A 17,579-nucleotide genomic window follows, 5' to 3' on the forward strand; every position below is an offset into this window, starting at 1 on the left:
GACGGACATCGGTCCTGGGATTTTGCAACGAAGGGTTCGACCGAGGATGACACCTGCGGCCTGCAACTCTTCCGCGCAGCGACGGCCGCCATCCAGCGCCACGTCAAAATCCGGGGACTGGCTAATCCGTTTGATCCGGCATGGGACATCTACCTTGCCCGCCGTCGAACCGCGAAACGTTCCGCCGGGCTGTCCGGTGCCACCCAGTGGCGCTGAAGGAATGGCTTGAGCCGGATGCGGGGCGACCTGCACGTCCGGTTCTGAGGGGGCGGCGGCGCAGTAATGCGTCGCTGCTACCCGACCCCTGACCTCGCAGACACCACAGAGCGGTAGGCAAGAGGATGTACCCGGCCGCAGAGTACGGCGGGAGGGCGCAAAGCATCCCGCAGGCGAACAGGCAGACGAAGATGAATATCGGGTGATGAACCCGGAAGGGATGCTCGTGACGCATCCCGGGAGGGTAAAGACACACAAGGGCCGACCTGGGGCAAATGCCAGCCACCCCGCGGTGATATTCGATTCGGGGCATTCATAAACCGGCGGCATAGAGCATTTTCTATGCGGCGAGAATGAAAAATGCCTGTCGAGACAACTGGATGCGAGTACGGTCGCGTCCGGTCCGAACACCCTTGTCCGATCGTACCCGGCCAACCATGTCCGGCATTCATTCATCCACACGGTCCGCCAGCCGCTACAGTGATACCACCTGGCCTTGATTCTGTGCAAACCCTCGTGAAACCTGAATCCGTCGTAAAAGAGATGGTAGTTGCCCTCGGCTTCCGTCACAAAAATCGACCCCTCGAACTACGCTGCCTCGGTAACATCATCGACACAACACGCCGTCGCGCCACTTTCCGTTTCGCGGTGCGCTGGGCTAAAGCACCATCGTCGGAGCTGATTGCTGACATGCGGAATGGCTTGCGGCCGCTGCACCCCACGTCGCAGGCCTACGCCGGAGACGTGGACCTGATCGATATCCAGCTCGAAGCAATTCCGCCCTCGGTCGCTCCAGGTGGTTAGGGTTATCGAATATAGATGCACACGGGCTAGCATTTCCACCCGGTTACATTACCGTCGGCGAGAAGCTATCAGGACTTCCAACAGACTGAGGTTAGTATGAGCGCCGACAATATCGAGCCGGGCAGTATCAGCAAGATTGTGGCCACCGGGCTCGGCGGTCTCGACAACGTAGGCGACTCGGCTCTGCTGCCCAAATCGCTCGAAGAGCTCGAAGCGGACGCCGCCCTTCGCGACCTGGATGCAGCAGCTGAGATGTCAAAGGGTGAGGGTGGCCAGGCCGGTCGAAAGCAATCTCCGGCTCCCGCCGAAGACACCGATCCGCAAGCAACGCGAGCCCGCCTGATGAAGAAGGCGGCCAGTCAGCGCGAGAAGGGCCGTAAGGCACTTACGACCACGGAAGCTGGCATCGCGATGGCTACCCAGCAGATCGTGGTGAAGGACCGCGTCGTCGGCTCGGCCCTGGAGCGCTACCTTGGTGCGATCGACTACTGCGCCCACAACCTTCAGCGCTACGGCGAGATGGTGCTCGGCAGCAAGTGGCAGGATGTCGAGACCCAATTGCGCACCCTGATCGACGAGTTCTATGCCGATGCAGACAGTGAACTGGGCCGCGTCGCGATGTTGGTGACGGAGGGCAAACTCCAGGTCGAGTCGGAAGGCATGCCGTGGATCAATCCCGAAGTGCTCTCGCCCGCGGTCGACATGAAGGGCCTGTTCCGCTCCCGCCTGGGCATCAAAATGCTGAAGGGCGTGATGAAGTACGACCAGTCGCTCGAGCAAATGGCCAGCCTCGAATGGAACGAACTCATCGGCGACGGCGAGACTGGCAAGCGCCAGCTGCTGGCCAAGCAGGCACTCGGCAAGGTCTACGGCTTCGCGTCGCACGTGAACCAGTCGCTGCGCCGCCGCGCGGGCGAAAAGGAAAGGGCGCCGGCTAAGGCCAAGGCCACCGCCGCCGCTGAAGAACCCGTGGCGGCATGAGCGACACGATTGCGCGAATTCTCGCGCCCCTGAACGACGAGCAGATGGCCGTGGCAAACTGCCAGGGCAACTGTCTCGTCATCGCGGGCCCTGGATCTGGCAAGACCAATACCATTTCGCGCAAGATCGCGGCAACGCTGCAGGACCCCTCCGAGCGGATCGCCGCGGTCACCTTCACCCGAGAGGCCGCGCTCGAACTTCGCGCCCGTACCATCGCGCTCGCAGGCAAAGAAGCCGCATCCCGGCTCCTTGTCGGGACGTTTCACTCGGTGATGAACCTCATGTCGTTCCCGGAACTGGGCATTAACAATGGCCGGGAGATGGTGTTCGGACGCGACATCATCGCGGGCCGGCCCTGGCCGTTCGGGAAGACCAAGTGGAAGATCGTCAAGGAAGGGCTGCGCCGGAGCTATATCCAGCGGGCGCTCGCCGAGCTCTCCATCGACGACATCACTCTTGAGGACGCGAGCCGCATCATTGAACAGGTGAAGGGCGGCACGTCTGCGACGGAGTTGCGGCACGAGCAGATGACCCAGATCTACACCGATATCATGAATCGGCAAAAGGTCATCGACTTCCAGGACATCCTGCTCAAGACGAACGATGGGCTCGAGTCCGGCGCAGTGCCGCCACTCAATGTAACCCGGCTGTTCATTGACGAGTACCAGGACACCGACAAGCCGCAGTTCGACATGGCGACAGCGCACTACCGCGCAAACGTCATTCTGACTGGAGTCGGCGACGACGACCAGTCGATCTACGGCTTCCGCAACGCGCTCGGCTATGAGGGCATGCTGATGTTCGAGCGCAGTTTCAACGCCGAACGACTGATGCTCGGTAACAACTACCGCAGTCACGCTGAAATCGTTGGCGCGGCAACGAAGGTCATCAACAACAACCTGGACCGGGTCGACAAGAACCTTGTCGCTATGAAAGGCGCCGGCGGCAAAACGGCGTGGAAGACATTCAAGACGCAGGAGGATGAAGCCCGCGCGGCCGCACTTTACGCCGGCGAAGCACTCAAACTCAGCACGAGCGACCAGCCGTGCGCGATCTTCGCCCGCAATAATCGTCGGCTGAATGAGGTTGAGGGCCGGCTACAGTCTCTTGGCATTCCTTACCGTCGGCCGCCGGGCGAATCGATCCTGCATACCGTCGAGGTCATGATCTTCTGCGCCGCCATTCAGGGGATCGTGAAACCAGAGAAGAAAGTCATTGACCAGCTGCTGTCCTGGTGTCGCGTCGACGAGCAGAACATCGTCAAGCTGGAGAAACTCTTCCGCGGGACATTTCTGCTCGGCCAGGCGGAAGACTTCGCTCGGGCGAATATCGAGGACTCCGTCAAAGAGAAGTGGCGGGAGTTCGTCAAGCGTTTCACGGGCTGGCAATCGTCGCTGGCGGCCGGCGCTGACACGCTGCTCGTGTACGGCGTGTGCGAGTGGCTGACCAGCTATGCACCCGACAAGCGTAGCGAGAACGTCTTCCAGATCGCGCGTGACATGTTCATGCCGCGCCGGGCCGACCCGGAACGGGGGATCATGGCCCAGACCGTGCAAGACCGCCTGACAGCCATCAAGATTGCCCAGAGCAAGCGCGATGAGAAGAAGCCTGAAGGCCCAGATGCACCGAAGGTCGTTGAACTGATGACCGCTCACGGTTCGAAGGGCCTCGAATTCGACTACGTCTGGGTTCTCGGGGCGGAAGACGAGGTCTTCCCATCGAAAGACGGCTCTCTTGAAGAAGAGCGCCGCTTGATGTTCGTGGCGATGACGCGTGCCCGCAAGGATCTGATGCTCTCCACCAGCGGCACTAAGCCCCCAAGCGCCTTCCTCAAGGAAAGCGGTATCGAGCGGATCGTGAGCCAGGAGGACGCGAACGGCAGCCTCCCGGGTGCCTGACTAGGCTGCCATCAAGTAGCGAATGGAGCGGTAGATGGTCCAATTGACAAGTAGCGAAAGGAGCGGTAGATGGTCCAACTGACCGAGAAGCAGTTGCAGGCACTGAGAATCGCGCACGCAGCACTCGTCGAGATTCGGGTTCTGGCAATGGCACCTGTCACGCCGGCGACAATGGGCGCGATCCATGACCTGGCTGACGCCCTGCACAACGTGCCTGCCGACGTGGCAAGGCAGTTGGAGGATCCGACTCTCGCGAATACGATCGGTCAGACGATTGACCACGACATCGAGGCCGCGGCGGGTGTGTTTAAACGTGCAGGGCTCTCGATGGGCGCGTTCCCGCCGGACGTTCAACCCCGCGATGCCGATAGAAGTCACTACGTGGATTCGGGCGCCAAGCTTAGGATTACGCCAGAAATCGCGGCACAAGCGTATGGGGGTGCGAAATCGCGCGGGGACTTGGGGCTAGGTTCATCCCTGGTGCTGCTCTTCAAGCGGATCTTAGGCTAGCGACCAGGCAAGTGGAGATTGGGCCGGGCGGGGCAGACCGCCCGGCTTCTTTCGATGGTCTCGGGAAGGATAAGGCGCTACGCCGCTTGTCTCGTCCTAGCATACGTCGTCCTTGGAATTTTCGTGATCTGTTAGCGGGCCGATGCGCGGACATCTGGTCACCGTGCCCTCGGCACTCATGAAAAAGGCCCGCCAGTTCGATTGGCAGGCCTTTCTTCTTGAAGTACCCGAATCAGCTGATCTGGAGCTCTTCAGCAAGTTCAGCCATCGTCTTCGGTACATACCCCATCGCGTGCTGCTTGATGGCCACCAGCGCCAGGTGAAGCGGCTGCAGTATGGCCTCTCGCTGCTCGTACGTGATCGACTTGTTGTACTCGGACATGTACAACTGGGCGATGGCCAAGTCGGCCCGCTGCAGTTCCCTGTATAGGGTGGACAGCATCGGCATAACGAGGATAAGTTCAAACCTCGTCTTGCGGGAGATGGCTTCGTTCAGCTCGCCCTCATACGCCACGGCGTCTACCTGCAGGCCCACTGACGCAAACTTGAGGTCCTTGATCAGGCCTGGCATGGCCTTGGCCGTTGCTTCGCGCGTCTTCAACCCGCGGCTGAGAATGAACAGGCGCTCCGACACGAAGTAGAACTCACGGTCAACCCAGCGCCGAATGAGCGGGGAGTGGACCCGCATCTCCGTGCGAGACATGACGTTCGTGCGGATCTCCTCGATACGCGCAAGGTTCTTGGGGATCGTCAAGGGCAGGTCGGCCCAGGAATCCTCTAGCTGGGACTGATCGACGGTATTCAAGGCTGGTTGTCCATATTGTGAGCTTGCTGCACGCGGCGCGCGCCCAAAGGTTCTTTTCGGATTCTCCCCGCGAGGGTTTGGGAAGACAGGTCAAATGTTTGCGCTATCGGGCAATTTTTCGCAATCTGCGCTTCCGGCAGTCCCTTATCGGGACAGGCCAACGCCCGATACGTCGCGACAGCGCTTAGCCGGACGTCCCCTCCAAGAATTTATGTTTGCAAGAAGGAGGGCCTGTACGTAGAATAGGTTTTGCCGCACTGGCGGCAGCACAGGCAGACCCTCACGCGCTTCGGCGATTTCTGCAATCTAGGGGTTGCACAAATGGCTGAACCAGCGCCGTTCCAGATTTATCGCGCCTTCTTGGCACGACTGGAAAATCATCAACAGTAATCTGAATCCGCGTCTCTCGCCCCGTCGCCGCTGTTTGCGACCTCGGTCCGGATATCCGCCCGGTACGCCAGAGATTGGACCTGCGTGATTCTGATCGCGCCGGTCGCAATGTCACTCGCGATCAGGGAAGGCTCCTTTTGGGTCTTCCCACTTCCCCCTCAGTAAAGAAACGGAGCCCTTCCCCGACATCTTGTCCGGAAAGGGCAGGTCGCGCTCCGCGGCCAGGTCCGCTCTCCAAGTTTTCAAACGCCGATACGGCAATGGAGAGTTAATCATGAATGTGAAATCGATCTACGCCGCTCCGTCGACCTTCGATCGCGCCATCGCTGCCGTCGCTTCTGCTGGAAGCGCCTTCAGCAACGGCCTGTGGATTCCGTTTGCGGCCATCTGGTCGATCGGGATCATGCTGTGGCTCGGCGGATATGCTCAGTCAACCCACGGCTACGCTGAGCTCTACCAGATCGGCGGTCAGGCAGCACTGGATGGCTACTTTGCGACTGTGAAGTCCGCGAACTTGACCATGTTCCAGATGATGTCCGACGGACTGTCGGGTCATTCGATCATGATCGGTGGTGTGCTTAAAGGGTGGGGCTTGTTCATTGCCTTCGCCGTCACGCCGGTGGCGTGTGTCGCCAGCTTGGCGGGCGCAATGTTCACGGCATACGTGAAGCAAGGCTCGCGCAGTCTTCGCTAACCGAAACAGACCGTACGCCCCTAACGGGGCGACGGGCTTCCTGCCTCGGGTGTTACACCCGCGCCAGGCACGCTGTGCCAGAAGAGCATCTCCGATTTCACGCGCCGCAACGGCAACAGGAGATCACCATGAACCAGCAACGACATCATTCCCGTTCGAAGTGGATTCACCCCACGCTCGGGATTCTGAACTTGCCCATAGCTGCGGGCCTTCTCGCGGTCGCAGCACTTCGGGTGACCTTCCGCGGACTCGCCTCGCTCAACCGAACTACGTATCGCGTCGCGAGCTGGGCCGAACAGCGGATCGCCAAGTAGCGTCAATTGCGACCCGTGCAGCGGCAGCATCCCTTGGGATGTTGCTTGCTGTACCCCTACCTTACTCTTGCTTGCGCAGCCGCCGATGGCATCTCGCAAGAATTCGCGCATACGCGCTCCTCGGTTCCAGTACCCCTGGCCAAAATCCTTCAAGCGGCGCTTCAACAGCGCAAGCGCACTGCCATGCGTCTCGCATGCCAGTGCCAACGGCACTCCGGTTTTTCACGCCAGCAATGGCATAAACTGGAGATCAATTATGAGCATCATGTCCTTCCCGGATCGTGGTCCGTGGGGCAGCGCAAAATGGCGCGGCAATTGCAGTGGCCACGTCTACCGACAACTGTTCGAGCAAATCCTCGCCCGCCAAGAGCGCCCGGTGTTCATCGATCCGATGATGGGTTCTGGCACCAGCATCGAAGTTGCCAAGGAGATGGGCATCACCGCCTACGGCCTGGATCTGCACAACGGCTTCAACATCCTGCGTGATTCCATTCTGGAGGCAACAGGGGAGCCCGGAAGTCTCGTCCTGTCGCATCCGCCGTACCATGGCATGATCCGGTACTCCGGCGAAGTCTGGGGCAATGAGGCCCATCCGGATGACCTTTCACGCTGCGTTGACGACGAGGACTTCCACCGCAAGATGCACCTCGCGATGCTAAACCAGCGCGAGGCGACTATCCCTGGGGGATACTATGGCTGCATCATCGGGGACTGGCGCCGCAACGGGGTGTACACCTCGTACCAGGCAGAGATCATCGCCAGGCTGCCGGCGCAGGAATTGGCCGGCGTTCTCATCAAGTCGCAGCACAACGCGATGAGTTCGTTTCAGACCTACGGCAAGATGGATTTACCGTTCATTGCGCACGAGTACATCGTGCTTTTCCGCCGCAAGACGGGAACGGTCCTCGCAGTGCTGGGAGCGATGGCCAGCCAGGCGCAGAAGAGGCTGCAGGGAACGTGGCGAAACATCGTGCGTTCGGTCTTGATGCAGCTGGGTGGCGCAGCGCCACTCGCGAAGATCTACGAAGCCGTTTCGACCTCGACAGATCGCGTCAATACCAACAGCAACTGGCGCGAGAAGATCCGCCAAACCCTCCAGATCTATCCTGACTTCACTTCGGAAGAACGGGGCGTCTGGGGTCTCGCGTAATCGTGTTGGGGAGCGGCAGGCAGCAGCCTGCTGCCCCCCAATCGGGCACCGACATTCACAGCAACTGCGGCTGTACGGCAATGCTCTGGTGCATTGCCGTGCGCGCTGCGCACGCCTTCCTAACATCGCCAGTACTGGCATGAGGATCGAAAAGGCACTTTGCCATCGATAACTGAACGGATGCACATCCGGGAAGGCAGAAACCATGAAACCGACGAAATCGATTCTATCCGAGCGCACGACCACCAACTATGGTGGGCCGCGTGCATCCGGAAAGATCCGCTGCGGCACCAAGGTCTTGAACCGCACCGCGCAGGAAAATGCAACTGCAGTTCAGATCTACCAGGACGGCCTTGCTGAGCGGCGTCGCGCGTCAATGATAGAGAAGGAGATCGTCGCCAAGACGGGTATCCGCAATCCCATGTATCCGGTCAACACTCAGGCATTCCACCTCTCGGTTGATGACTTCGTAATGCCGGTGCTTCCCAAGGCAATCCTGGAGCTTTACGGTGAGGACGTTGACGGCAAGCGCGAGCTTCGCCAGTTCCCCGTGTTCTTCCATTCCAACGAGCTCTTCGACTTCTTTCCGCATCGCTTTGAGAGTCACAAGGGCGACGATCGTTACCACTCGGCATTCAATGAGCGTGGGGAACGTGTCTGCGAGCGCTTACCTGGGCTCGCTGCGGACAAAGTAGTCGAGCAACGCAAGGCTGGCGTCAAGCGTCTTCCTCCGCGAGATTGGGAGGTTCGAGGCTTGTGCGAGCCGCGGGTTTGCAAGGAATTTCAGGCCGGTCTCTGCCAGTTCCGGGGGCAACTGAAGTTCTACATCCCGGGCGTGGTCGGCCTTGGCATCGTTGAAATGGAAACCAGCTCGGAGTACGCCGCGGAAAACATCTGGTCGACCCTCGATCAGATCCGCAGCACGCTGGGGCACATCCCGACCTTCAATCCGAAGGAACCGGGAAAGCCTGTCTTCTGGATCACCAAGGTCCAGGAGGAGCGGACCTACTTCGATAGCGACGGCAAGCGGAAGACTGGCCTCCAGTGGGTACCGCGGATTGTGCCTGCCATCGACATTGCTTCGATGCTGCAGATCGGGCGCAACCCGGTAGAGAACGTCGCTCCTGTGGCGTGGCTCGCACAGGCTCCAGTGGGGCAGGCCGATACTGGCGCAGGTCCGGTACCGGCAACGGAAGTGCTGGACGCCGAAGAGGTGCCGAGTGAGGGAGAGCGAGCAACGCAGCTTCGCGCTGCGCTTGAAGAGGCCTTCCGTTCCGGGGGCTGCAACAAGGCATTCGCCCTTCGTTACCTCGACCACAAGTACGGCCACGGCTGGGATAGGAAGGAAGATCTGCTCACAAAGGCGCTTGAGGGCATCACGCAATTGGCCCGCTACGGGGAAAACGCTGATGTGTATCTCGAAGCTCGCCTGCTGGCTGCGGACTACCGGATTCCTCCGGTTCTGTTCGCGCAGTACGCCAGTGCGGGGTTTGGCAACTGGGAACGCAATTTCCAGAAAATGCGCGACCTCATCTCGAGCACCCAGCAACTCTTCGCCAACGGTGAAAAAGCCGGTATTGCTGCCATGAAAGCCGCGTGCGGCCAAATGCAGCAGGCTGAACACGGTTAAAGCGAATGCGGCCTCGGCCGCGGGCAACCTCCCTTCGGGGAGGCTTCCCGATGCCCCTGATCCGGTGGCATCGGGAAGCTGTCGTACTCCTTTCATATCGCCACGTAGTGGCAAAAGGAGTTACCCATGAAAAAGGAGGAGGCGAGGAGGATCAAGGTCGCGCATTTCAGCGATCTGCATTTCTCGATCGGTAATTTGCTCGAAGCAGGCGGGTGCTTTCACCACGCAGTTAGTGTGGCGATCAGCGAAGGTGTCGACGTCGCCATCATCTCCGGCGATTTGACGGACCATAAGCAGGACGCCCACTCCGCGGCGCTTCATAAACTGATGCAGGAGATCAGGCGCCTGGCGGATCATTGCCCGGTACTGATCCTGCAAGGCACGTTCCTGCACGACTACCCTGGCATGCTAGCCATCTACCGCTTCGCGGGTGGCAAGTATCCCGTGGAGACCGTCGACAAGATCGGACAAGTGGCACTGATGGGCACGCAATGGCGCTTCGCAGCACCGGGGGACTCCCTCGATGGCGTGCGGCTGTTGGTTTCCTGCGTGCCGACGGTCAACAAGTCGGATCTGGTCTCGTCGGTGGGTGTGGAGCACGTGGCGCAAGCCATGGGCGATGTGCTGGCCGGCCTGATGCAAGGCGTCTTCGCACCGCAGAACCTCGCAGCACGAGCCGCCGGCGTTCCGACCATAACGGTGGGCCACGGCACGGTAAGTGGTTCGTTGACCGAGCACGGGGTTCCCATGGCAGGAAAGGACCACGAGTTCTCGTTGGGCGGGCTGTACGCCGCACAGTCGACGGCCACGATGCTAGGGCACATCCATCGGCATCAGTCGTGGGAACGGGAAATCGAACGCTTCACGCAACGTGTTGCGTATCCAGGGTCGATCGGTCGCTTTCACTACGGCGAGGAAGGGAAGAAGGGATTCCTTATCTGGAGCATTGGGCCCCGCAGCTGCGACTTCGAGTTCCACGAAACACCGGCACGCGTGATGGTCGACTTCCTTTTCGATGGCAAACCCGACATGGACTGGCTCGAACAGCAGTCCGCCTCATGTGTTGGGTCTTTTGTCCGTGTTCGCTATTCGGTTGATGCCGAGCTGGCGGCCACAGTGGACAAACAAGCGATCGAGCAGGTTCTCGCGGAAGCGGCGGAGGTTCGAATCGAACCGAAGTTGCTCGTCTCCCAGCGGCAACGCTGCAGCGGGATATCGACGTTGCCGACGTTGGCAGAGAAGGTGGAAAAGTGGTGTGAGTCAACAGAGAACGAAGCCGCAAGCGTCGTCGGTCGAGTGCAGCAGCTCGCAACTCGCGACGCCAAATCGATCGCAGCAAACCTCATCAAGGAGATCATTAATGAAGCGCAACGTGTTTCTCGTGAGCGTCGTGATGATGATGGCCATGCCTTGGACCGCTTCGAGGGCCCAGAGCTTGGAATCGCTGGTGGCGCCGGTCTTGCTCAATAGCGTACCGGCGAAGGCGACGCGCATTGCTGCGCACACTCCGTATCAGGGAGACGCAGACGATGGCAACTCGGAAGAGCATGCGTTCGAGCCGGGCGCCACGTGGGACTGTGGGTTCTCGCCGGAGGGTGGCGCGAATCCGCGGGTGATCCGTGCGATCAACGAGGTTCGCCCGCGTCCTGGCAAGGAATCGAGGCAGCAAGCTTCACCGGGGCGTGGGAACGCCTCTTGAGCGAGTCCGTACCAGCAGCGTGAACGAAGCGACACTGGAACATCGTGCCACCGCCTCTGAACGAGGGGCATTGGTCGATGTTTCCGCTCCCCCGCAGGAGTTTCTGGTAAAGTCCCTTTAGCCGTTAAATTGGCAATCTCCAAAAGCAGAAGTTCAACCAGGGCAGTACCTTCCTCGGTTGGGTGCACTGCACTGACTCCTTTTCAACGCCCCGTCATGAGGCACAAAAGGAGAATCTATGAACGCAATCAACAAGCCGATCCCCGCCGGCATCAAAAGCTGCATCTTGGTTCATGCAGTGGACGGCCGCGCAGAGCATTCGTTCATGACTGCCGAGCAAGGACACGCCGCTTTCGACGAGATCCAGCAGGCCAACGGTTGCGGGAGCATCTTCCAAACCGATTCGGCCGACGATGCCAAGTTGATCTACGACGTGTCGCCCGATCTGCGCAATCGCGTTGCTGAAGCCAAGATTTCCGTTAGGAAACACATCGAATGGAAGGCAGCGCTGGACAGGCATGAAGTGCCGACCGATCCGCAGCTACGAAAGTCGATCTACCGAGCGCTCCAGGACATCCTGGATCAGACGATCAGTTCGGCGATCCTAAGCAACGGCCGCAGCATCCAGTAACGACTGGCCGCTACGGCAGTCCACATGCATGGAGATAGAGCATGGACAAGGAGATTGCAGCACGCGAAAGCTGGCTGAACGGTTATCGCGCCGGATGGATCGTGGCGCCGCGCAGTGAAGCAGAGCGCGTGCAGCGCGAACTGAACGAACTGCGCAAGACAGCCTAATTGTAACCCGCCCACTGCGACGGTGGGCACAATCGCCGCGGTACCCTCAGGGTGCCTGCGGCGGCCTCGACAGGTAGAGTTCTGTCCGGGCCTGTGCGCCTTGTCTCCTTTTTGATAGCCGCTATGTGGCACAAAGGAGAATCATGAACGAAGCAAATCAACAGCCGGATACGAAGCTTGGCCTCTACTACGTGAGCGCCATGAACGAAACCGGTAGGAAGTGGGTGCCCCTCCTCGGGCCCTTCCGCGACAACCACGCAGCCGCACTGGCGAAGGTGGATGATGTTCGGAAGCTAGCCTGTGACCTCGACCCTCGCGGCACCTGGTGGAGTTACGGCACCGTGCGCATTGACTACCAGGATAGTCCGCCGCAGGGCCGGCTTAACGGACACTTCGCGGACGTGCACACGGCCATATCGGCGCACTAAAGTAACTTTCGGCACATTCGTGATCCAATGCTGCGGCACCGTCGGGTGTCCGCGGCGGCCTCGACAGACCCTCGATCTGTCCGGGCGCGTGCCCGTCTCCTTTTCAAACGCCGCTATGCGGCAAAAGGAGCAGCATGAACAGGAACGAGACAACGGTTCGCAAGATCAAGGACGCGCAGCCGATGGGTCAGTACAAACCGACCGCCGTCGATGAACAGAAGCGTGCCGCAGACTTCCGTTTGGTCGACGTGTGCGGGAGCAAGAACGTCATCGTGTGGAAGGATGGCCGCTGCGAGTGCGTCACGGACCGTCAGCTTTCGAAGCTGAAGGAAGCGCATTCGTGGGCTACGGATTTTTGACCATGATCATCCACAGACACCAAGACGGCAGCGAGGGCTACCAATACGAGATCGGTGACAAGGTAGAAGTCAGCAGGACTATCCAGGGAGGATGGTTCGACGTTGGCCCGACCAGGGCGGACTTCTGCACTGTCATGCGGCTGGACCAGAGGGACAGTTGGTGCATCCAAAAGATCGAAGTGCACTACTCGAATGAGTGGGGCTGGGCTGATTGCTTCCCCTGGATGCTGTCCCCGACCGCGGAGACTTTGTCGGTGGCGAAGTTGGTTAGCGCCTAGCGATATATCGCCCGCCGCGGTGGGCCAGCCGAGAGTTTTCGGTTGTTCGTGAACACGTGCCGCTGTCGCCCACTGGGAGCAGCGGCGGCCCCGACAGGCATGCGGTCTGTCCGGTCCATGAGGCCCATCTCCTTTAATAACCGCCGTTCTACGGCAAGAAGGAGAACCATGAACAGGAAACGCGAAAACGCAAAGCACGTCGAAGAGCAAGCGATGGTCGCTCGCTCCATTGCGCGCGGCGTATCGGATGCGATCAAAGGTGAGCGCCAGGACTACGTGATCGAGGTGTATCGCCCGGCCCCAACTTGGCTGACCGAGCCAAGCGACGAAGACGAACCCGGCGTGCTGGCTGTCGCTACTGATCCCGAGAAGGCTGTCCGCTACACGGACCACGGCGAAGCCCGTCGGGCCGTGAAAGAAGCTGTCAAGAACCACCCAGCGACATCTTTTCGTTTGGGCGTGCTGCCGCCGCTGCCGCAACAACATCATGTCGCCTCGGCGGCACAAGGGAGTTGAAATGCTGACGAAGCTGATGCAAGGCGCAACGGTCGAAGACCTCACGCGCTTCAATGCGAAGTACCCGGGCAAACGGTTCTATATCGCGCTGTCCGATGATGACGACCTGCCGCAACTGCTGTTTGTGCATGACGGCGACGAAGTCCACAACCCGCTAGCCAGTAGCCCGCCATGGGTCACGGTTGACCCCGAAATGGAATACGGCATTGCCCGGGAAGACGCCGAGACAATCGCCCGCATCAACGGTTGCTAACCACACGCCAGGGGCTAAAGACATGAAGGGTATAAGCAAAGGAGGGAAGTACAGGGTTCTCGGAACCACGGACATCCCGAATTGCGACTGCTGCGGCAAGACTAATCTGACCCGTGCTGTTGGTCTACAAACCGAGGACGGTCAGGTGCTCAACGTAGGTGTTGTCTGCGCCTCCAAGCTGCTTCGCCAGAACTACATGGGCCAGACTTACAAGACATCCGCTGATGCGATCCTGTCCATGGGCAAGCGGGTGATGCGAGAGAACACAGCCATATACCTGACTGCCGCTTAAACCACAACTGGGCCGCCGCGGCGGGCCAACGCAACTGCAGTGCATGAAGGTAACTTTCGGTTGTTTATGAACGCTTGCAGCGGCGCCTTCGGGTGTCCGCTGCGGCCTCGACAGACCATCGATCTGTCCGGGCCTCGGGGCCTATCTCCTTTCAACCGCTCGCAATGAGCAATAAGGAGAAGCCTATGAAGAGAAAAGCATCAAGAAACAACCGCCCAGCAGGAGCATCACGCCATGTTGGGCACGCAAACCGCCCCGAGAAATCGGGTGTTTGGCAGGAAACGAAGAACCTGGCAGCCGAAGCATGGCTGGAGTTCTTCAGACACAGTCTCATCATCGTCCCATTGATTCCATTGGGTTTGCTGATGTGGCTGGTGGAGAAATGGCACGTGAGTGGCGAAGTCCAGAGGCTGCTTGAGTTTGGTGAATTTCTCATCATTCTCATTCAACTTTGGAAGCTGGTAAGGCATCTTGTCTCCGATACCAAGAACAAGGGCAGTAACGAGGCCATTAAGAGGGAAACTCCGTCATGCAATCCCAACTCGAGCAGCAGCAATGTCGTAGGGAAGGTGAAGTAGGAATAGTAATTGGATGACCGGCTAACCACCGGTCATCCCCTTCGTTGCCAACCTCCTAGTGCCAACTCGCACCGTCAGGTTCTCGCTCAGCCGGCTTTGCCATGTTGCAACCTCAGGCCGCCTGGTGTATCGTTCGCCAAGCAAGGCCGCGTTGGCGGCAACCCCAAGCAATAATCGCAGAAGCAGATTTCCCATGCCCTCGGCATGAGTGATTGTTCTGCGTCGATCCCGTCGGAGACGCGGCCAAGCGCCGATTTCTGAATAGCCGCCTCGCGGCATGGAGATCGAAAATGAAGCCCTCGAAGCTTTTCCTGAAAGGGTTTGCCGGTATCGTCTCCGGCTGCCGAAAATCCCAAATCACGCTAGACCTCTCGATCATTCCCGAATGGGCAACGCTTGTTGCGCTTGTGGGGAAGAACGGGCAGGGCAAAACTACCATCCTGGACAACCTGCATCCGTACCGGCTCATGCCGTCGCGGTGTAAAGGCCTCAAGCCTTCCTCGTTCTCCTATTGGGACGAAATCGCCGAACCCCTCGCACAGAAGCAACTGGAATGGTCGCACGACGGCGTCAGCTATCGTTCGGACCTGGTCTTTCGGACCACCGGCAAGACCAATAGCCAGCAGGCCTTTCTGCACCGTTGGTATGGCGGTGACTGGGCCCCTGTAGTGCTGCCGGACGGAACCACGTCTGACGGTAGCGCCGCAACCTACGATCGCTGCATCGAGGTGATCCTGGGCCGCCCGGAAGTGTTCTTCACCACGCAGTTCGCGGCTCACCGGCGCAAGATGCTGGGGGACTACGAGCACGCCGACGTGAAGGCTCTTTTGAGCGCCTGGCTCGGCCACGACGAGCTGCTGCGCGACAGCGCATCGGCCGCCGAAGTGGCGAGCCTGCTTCGTGAGAAGCTGGCGGAAGTGCAGGCCCAAATCCGTGACGGCGCAGAACTACGCGCCGCGGTCAATGCGGCCCGAGCTGAAGTGCAGCAGTTAGGCGCTTTGGCGCAGGCGAAGGCCGCCACGCTCGTCCAGGCAGAACGGGACGTGCAGAATCTGCGAAAGCGGATCGTGGAGCTCGACATGGAAGCCGCCGGCCTCCAGCGTGTGAACGAGCAGCGCAATCAGTGGCGCGAACTGATCGAAACCGAGCAGCGCCGCACCGCGGCGCGTTTATCGGAGCTTCGGGACCATGCAGCCAAGCAAACCTCAGCCCTAAAGCAGCGCGATGCGGAAGCGGACAGGTCGATCAAGGCGCTCCGACAGGAGATCGCGGAAGCCGAATCCCGGCTGACGGCGGTCGACAAGCGGATCGCTGAAGAGAAATCGGTTCGAGATGCGGCCGGCCAGGTTGGGCCCCTGCAGTCCAAGCGGACAGCCTTGACAGGCAGTCTAGATGGCATTCGCCAGCAAGTCGTGACCCTCCGTCCTTATCGGACGAAGGCCAGCGTGCTAATTGCGGACCTCGCGAGGGTGAAGACCGAGGGGCAAGCCACTGGAGAGCGAGTAACGCAACTGACGACCGTTGCCGCGCTCGCTGAACGAGTGCCGTGCTCAGGCATGGAACTCGCCACCAGCTGCGAACTTCTGAAGGACGCGCGAGAAGCACGGGCCAAGCTGACCAAGGTCACCACGGACTTGGCCAGTCAGCGTACGCAGTACTCGGCCATCAACAGCGAGCTGAAGTCCGCCGGCGTGCAGGTCGCAAAGCTCGACGCGCTGGAGGCTCAGGACGCCCAAGTCCGGGAGGAACTGGACGCAGTGATCCGCAGCCTGGATCGTCTGGTTCCACTCGCATCGCAAGCGCAACTGGTCGACGAAGCCAAGAAGGCCCGCCCCGGTGTTGTGAAACTCCTGACCGCCAAGAAGGCGGACTTGGAGCGACACGAGGCCGCGCGGAAATCCAGCACGGCAGATGTCGACGCGGCCATGGCCGCCTGTACCACTGCGATCGCTAAGGTCCAGCAGGCACAGCAGCAAGCGGTCACCGGGTACGAGGAGAAGCTGCAGGCTCTGCCGGTAGGCGCAGACGCAACGGTTCGTGAGGGGGTCCTAAAGGCTCTTTCGCAAGCTGAAGCCCAAGTGCTGGCCAGCAAGGCAGAGATTGCTCAGCTACAAGCAAACCAAGCTCAGGTTCACGAGCGCATTGGCAGGGCCGAGGCCGGGGTTGCAGAACTCGGGCCGCTGGCTCACGTCTGGAAGTCGAAGCATGGGAGCTCGCCTCCCAAGCGCTCGGAAGGGACGGTCTGGTGGCGTTCTCGATTGACGATGCCGGCCCCGGTATCGCCGCGATCGCGAACGACCTGCTGGGTGTCTGCTACGGCGGGCGGTTTTCGGTGCGTTTCGAGACGCAACGCGAACTGCGCTCCGGATCCTTGCGCGAAGGCTTCGAGATCATGGTCCTCGACGTCGAAGATGGGATGGAAAAGCCGGTTCAGAAACTGAGCGGCGGACAGTCGGTGTACGTCAATGACTGTCTGATGCGCGCGGTTGCTCTCTACCTTAGCGGCGCTGCGCGGTTTCACTCCGATACGCTCTTCTCGGACGAAACGGACGGATTGCTGGATGAGGAGAAGAAGCGGCAGCTCATACTTCTCAAGCGCCGTGTCCTCGAGCTCGGGAAGTACTCGCGAGAGTATTTCGTGACTCAGACAAAGGAAATACAAGGGTTGGCCGACTACGTGATCAACGTAGCCGATCTCTAAGGAACGTGCTCGAAATAACTTCCCGCTATGCGGCGTTCCGTGAGCGGATGCTGTAGTTCCACGCAGGCAAGGTTGAGTCGTACTCGATGTTCAGTGAAGCACGGACGCAACGAGTGACTGTCCGTCCGGCTTCATAGACTCCGTCAAGAATGTCAGCAGTAACTTTCAGTCCGGTTTTTGTGCAGGCTTTTTCGATCAGTTCACGAACCAGACTAACGCTGCTGAAGACTACGCCAGCACAGGCTCGCGTAATGTGTGGAAACACGCGGTGCTCGATCGGATTAT

Annotated in this window: 20 protein-coding genes and 2 pseudogenes; 20 read left to right on the forward strand and 2 right to left on the reverse strand. The window is 59.8% G+C overall.

Going from position 1 to position 17,579, the window contains the following annotated elements; genetic code table 11:
* The 5 genes and pseudogenes from A3A5_RS39830 to A3A5_RS0134315 form a co-directional block, all read left to right on the forward strand.
* Positions 1-216, forward strand: a pseudogene (locus A3A5_RS39830) (group II intron reverse transcriptase/maturase); the annotation flags it as partial.
* A gap of 516 nt (positions 217-732) precedes the next feature.
* Complete coding sequence (locus A3A5_RS43815) at positions 733-1,020, forward strand: hypothetical protein (RefSeq protein WP_157637377.1); 288 nt, start codon at positions 733-735, stop codon at positions 1,018-1,020.
* 96 nt (positions 1,021-1,116) lie between these two features.
* A complete protein-coding gene (locus tag A3A5_RS0134305) occupies positions 1,117-2,001 on the forward strand; it encodes a hypothetical protein (protein WP_018314953.1) in 885 nt (294 codons plus the stop codon).
* Positions 1,998-3,899 carry an ATP-dependent helicase gene (locus A3A5_RS0134310; protein WP_018314954.1) on the forward strand — a complete coding sequence of 634 codons (1,902 nt, stop codon included), beginning with the start codon at positions 1,998-2,000 and terminating at the stop codon, positions 3,897-3,899. Before A3A5_RS0134305 ends, A3A5_RS0134310 begins: the two co-directional genes overlap by 4 nt.
* A 69-nt stretch (positions 3,900-3,968) precedes the next feature.
* Positions 3,969-4,409 (forward strand): hypothetical protein, encoded by a 441-nt coding sequence (locus A3A5_RS0134315; RefSeq protein WP_018314955.1) that lies wholly within the window; start codon positions 3,969-3,971, stop codon positions 4,407-4,409.
* 232 nt (positions 4,410-4,641) lie between these two features.
* Here the strand turns inward: A3A5_RS0134315 and A3A5_RS0134320 are convergent, their stop codons facing one another.
* Positions 4,642-5,214 (reverse strand): hypothetical protein, encoded by a 573-nt coding sequence (locus tag A3A5_RS0134320; RefSeq protein WP_018314956.1) that lies wholly within the window; start codon positions 5,212-5,214, stop codon positions 4,642-4,644.
* Positions 5,215-5,878: 664 nt separating this feature from the next.
* Here A3A5_RS0134320 and A3A5_RS0134325 point away from each other — a divergent pair.
* The 15 genes from A3A5_RS0134325 to A3A5_RS0134400 all read left to right on the forward strand — a co-directional run bounded on the left by A3A5_RS0134325 (position 5,879) and on the right by A3A5_RS0134400 (position 17,294).
* The gene (locus tag A3A5_RS0134325) at positions 5,879-6,298 is read left to right on the forward strand and encodes a hypothetical protein (RefSeq protein ID WP_018314957.1); all 420 of its coding nucleotides are present in this window, start codon (positions 5,879-5,881) and stop codon (positions 6,296-6,298) included.
* A gap of 128 nt (positions 6,299-6,426) precedes the next feature.
* Positions 6,427-6,612, forward strand: coding sequence for a hypothetical protein (locus tag A3A5_RS0134330; RefSeq protein WP_018314958.1), 186 nt, complete (start codon positions 6,427-6,429; stop codon positions 6,610-6,612).
* A gap of 256 nt (positions 6,613-6,868) precedes the next feature.
* Positions 6,869-7,762, forward strand: coding sequence for a hypothetical protein (locus tag A3A5_RS0134335; protein WP_018314959.1), 894 nt, complete (start codon positions 6,869-6,871; stop codon positions 7,760-7,762).
* Between the two features lie 205 nt (positions 7,763-7,967).
* Positions 7,968-9,392 (forward strand): hypothetical protein, encoded by a 1,425-nt coding sequence (locus tag A3A5_RS0134340; protein WP_018314960.1) that lies wholly within the window; start codon positions 7,968-7,970, stop codon positions 9,390-9,392.
* Positions 9,393-9,518: 126 nt separating this feature from the next.
* Positions 9,519-10,862, forward strand: a complete 1,344-nt coding sequence (locus tag A3A5_RS39835) for a metallophosphoesterase (protein WP_018314961.1) — start codon at positions 9,519-9,521, stop codon at positions 10,860-10,862.
* A 467-nt stretch (positions 10,863-11,329) separates the two neighbouring features.
* Positions 11,330-11,722, forward strand: a complete 393-nt coding sequence (locus tag A3A5_RS0134350; RefSeq protein ID WP_018314962.1) for a hypothetical protein — start codon at positions 11,330-11,332, stop codon at positions 11,720-11,722.
* A gap of 41 nt (positions 11,723-11,763) precedes the next feature.
* On the forward strand, positions 11,764-11,889 hold the full coding sequence (locus tag A3A5_RS45475; protein WP_018314963.1) for a hypothetical protein: 126 nt from the start codon (positions 11,764-11,766) through the stop codon (positions 11,887-11,889).
* A gap of 143 nt (positions 11,890-12,032) precedes the next feature.
* On the forward strand, positions 12,033-12,317 hold the full coding sequence (locus A3A5_RS0134360) for a hypothetical protein (RefSeq protein ID WP_018314964.1): 285 nt from the start codon (positions 12,033-12,035) through the stop codon (positions 12,315-12,317).
* A gap of 134 nt (positions 12,318-12,451) precedes the next feature.
* A complete protein-coding gene (locus A3A5_RS0134365) occupies positions 12,452-12,676 on the forward strand; it encodes a hypothetical protein (protein ID WP_018314965.1) in 225 nt (74 codons plus the stop codon).
* Positions 12,677-13,122: 446 nt separating this feature from the next.
* Positions 13,123-13,470, forward strand: a complete 348-nt coding sequence (locus A3A5_RS0134375) for a hypothetical protein (protein ID WP_018314967.1) — start codon at positions 13,123-13,125, stop codon at positions 13,468-13,470.
* 1 nt (position 13,471) lies between these two features.
* Positions 13,472-13,723, forward strand: coding sequence for a hypothetical protein (locus A3A5_RS0134380; RefSeq protein ID WP_018314968.1), 252 nt, complete (start codon positions 13,472-13,474; stop codon positions 13,721-13,723).
* Between the two features lie 22 nt (positions 13,724-13,745).
* A complete protein-coding gene (locus tag A3A5_RS0134385) occupies positions 13,746-14,015 on the forward strand; it encodes a hypothetical protein (RefSeq protein ID WP_018314969.1) in 270 nt (89 codons plus the stop codon).
* Positions 14,016-14,200: 185 nt separating this feature from the next.
* Positions 14,201-14,593, forward strand: a complete 393-nt coding sequence (locus A3A5_RS0134390) for a hypothetical protein (RefSeq protein ID WP_026201419.1) — start codon at positions 14,201-14,203, stop codon at positions 14,591-14,593.
* A gap of 290 nt (positions 14,594-14,883) precedes the next feature.
* Positions 14,884-17,034, forward strand: a complete 2,151-nt coding sequence (locus tag A3A5_RS0134395; RefSeq protein WP_026201420.1) for a hypothetical protein — start codon at positions 14,884-14,886, stop codon at positions 17,032-17,034.
* Positions 16,986-17,294 (forward strand): hypothetical protein, encoded by a 309-nt coding sequence (locus A3A5_RS0134400; RefSeq protein ID WP_157637378.1) that lies wholly within the window; start codon positions 16,986-16,988, stop codon positions 17,292-17,294. Before A3A5_RS0134395 ends, A3A5_RS0134400 begins: the two co-directional genes overlap by 49 nt.
* A 25-nt stretch (positions 17,295-17,319) precedes the next feature.
* Here A3A5_RS0134400 and A3A5_RS42620 read toward each other — a convergent pair.
* Positions 17,320-17,579, reverse strand: a pseudogene (locus A3A5_RS42620) (ISAzo13 family transposase); the annotation flags it as partial.

This window comes from Cupriavidus sp. UYPR2.512, assembly GCF_000379565.1.
Lineage (GTDB): Bacteria > Pseudomonadota > Gammaproteobacteria > Burkholderiales > Burkholderiaceae > Cupriavidus.

Coding starts and splice junctions, on each gene's coding strand:
- A3A5_RS0134305 (WP_018314953.1), top strand. CDS start 1,117: ATGAGCGCCGACAATATCGAGCCGGGCAGTATCAGCAAGATTGTGGCC.
- A3A5_RS0134310 (WP_018314954.1), top strand. CDS start 1,998: ATGAGCGACACGATTGCGCGAATTCTCGCGCCCCTGAACGACGAGCAG.
- A3A5_RS0134315 (WP_018314955.1), top strand. CDS start 3,969: ATGGTCCAACTGACCGAGAAGCAGTTGCAGGCACTGAGAATCGCGCAC.
- A3A5_RS0134325 (WP_018314957.1), top strand. CDS start 5,879: ATGAATGTGAAATCGATCTACGCCGCTCCGTCGACCTTCGATCGCGCC.
- A3A5_RS0134330 (WP_018314958.1), top strand. CDS start 6,427: ATGAACCAGCAACGACATCATTCCCGTTCGAAGTGGATTCACCCCACG.
- A3A5_RS0134335 (WP_018314959.1), top strand. CDS start 6,869: ATGAGCATCATGTCCTTCCCGGATCGTGGTCCGTGGGGCAGCGCAAAA.
- A3A5_RS0134340 (WP_018314960.1), top strand. CDS start 7,968: ATGAAACCGACGAAATCGATTCTATCCGAGCGCACGACCACCAACTAT.
- A3A5_RS39835 (WP_018314961.1), top strand. CDS start 9,519: ATGAAAAAGGAGGAGGCGAGGAGGATCAAGGTCGCGCATTTCAGCGAT.
- A3A5_RS0134350 (WP_018314962.1), top strand. CDS start 11,330: ATGAACGCAATCAACAAGCCGATCCCCGCCGGCATCAAAAGCTGCATC.
- A3A5_RS45475 (WP_018314963.1), top strand. CDS start 11,764: ATGGACAAGGAGATTGCAGCACGCGAAAGCTGGCTGAACGGTTATCGC.
- A3A5_RS0134360 (WP_018314964.1), top strand. CDS start 12,033: ATGAACGAAGCAAATCAACAGCCGGATACGAAGCTTGGCCTCTACTAC.
- A3A5_RS0134365 (WP_018314965.1), top strand. CDS start 12,452: ATGAACAGGAACGAGACAACGGTTCGCAAGATCAAGGACGCGCAGCCG.
- A3A5_RS0134375 (WP_018314967.1), top strand. CDS start 13,123: ATGAACAGGAAACGCGAAAACGCAAAGCACGTCGAAGAGCAAGCGATG.
- A3A5_RS0134380 (WP_018314968.1), top strand. CDS start 13,472: ATGCTGACGAAGCTGATGCAAGGCGCAACGGTCGAAGACCTCACGCGC.
- A3A5_RS0134385 (WP_018314969.1), top strand. CDS start 13,746: ATGAAGGGTATAAGCAAAGGAGGGAAGTACAGGGTTCTCGGAACCACG.
- A3A5_RS0134390 (WP_026201419.1), top strand. CDS start 14,201: ATGAAGAGAAAAGCATCAAGAAACAACCGCCCAGCAGGAGCATCACGC.
- A3A5_RS0134395 (WP_026201420.1), top strand. CDS start 14,884: ATGAAGCCCTCGAAGCTTTTCCTGAAAGGGTTTGCCGGTATCGTCTCC.
- A3A5_RS0134400 (WP_157637378.1), top strand. CDS start 16,986: ATGGTCCTCGACGTCGAAGATGGGATGGAAAAGCCGGTTCAGAAACTG.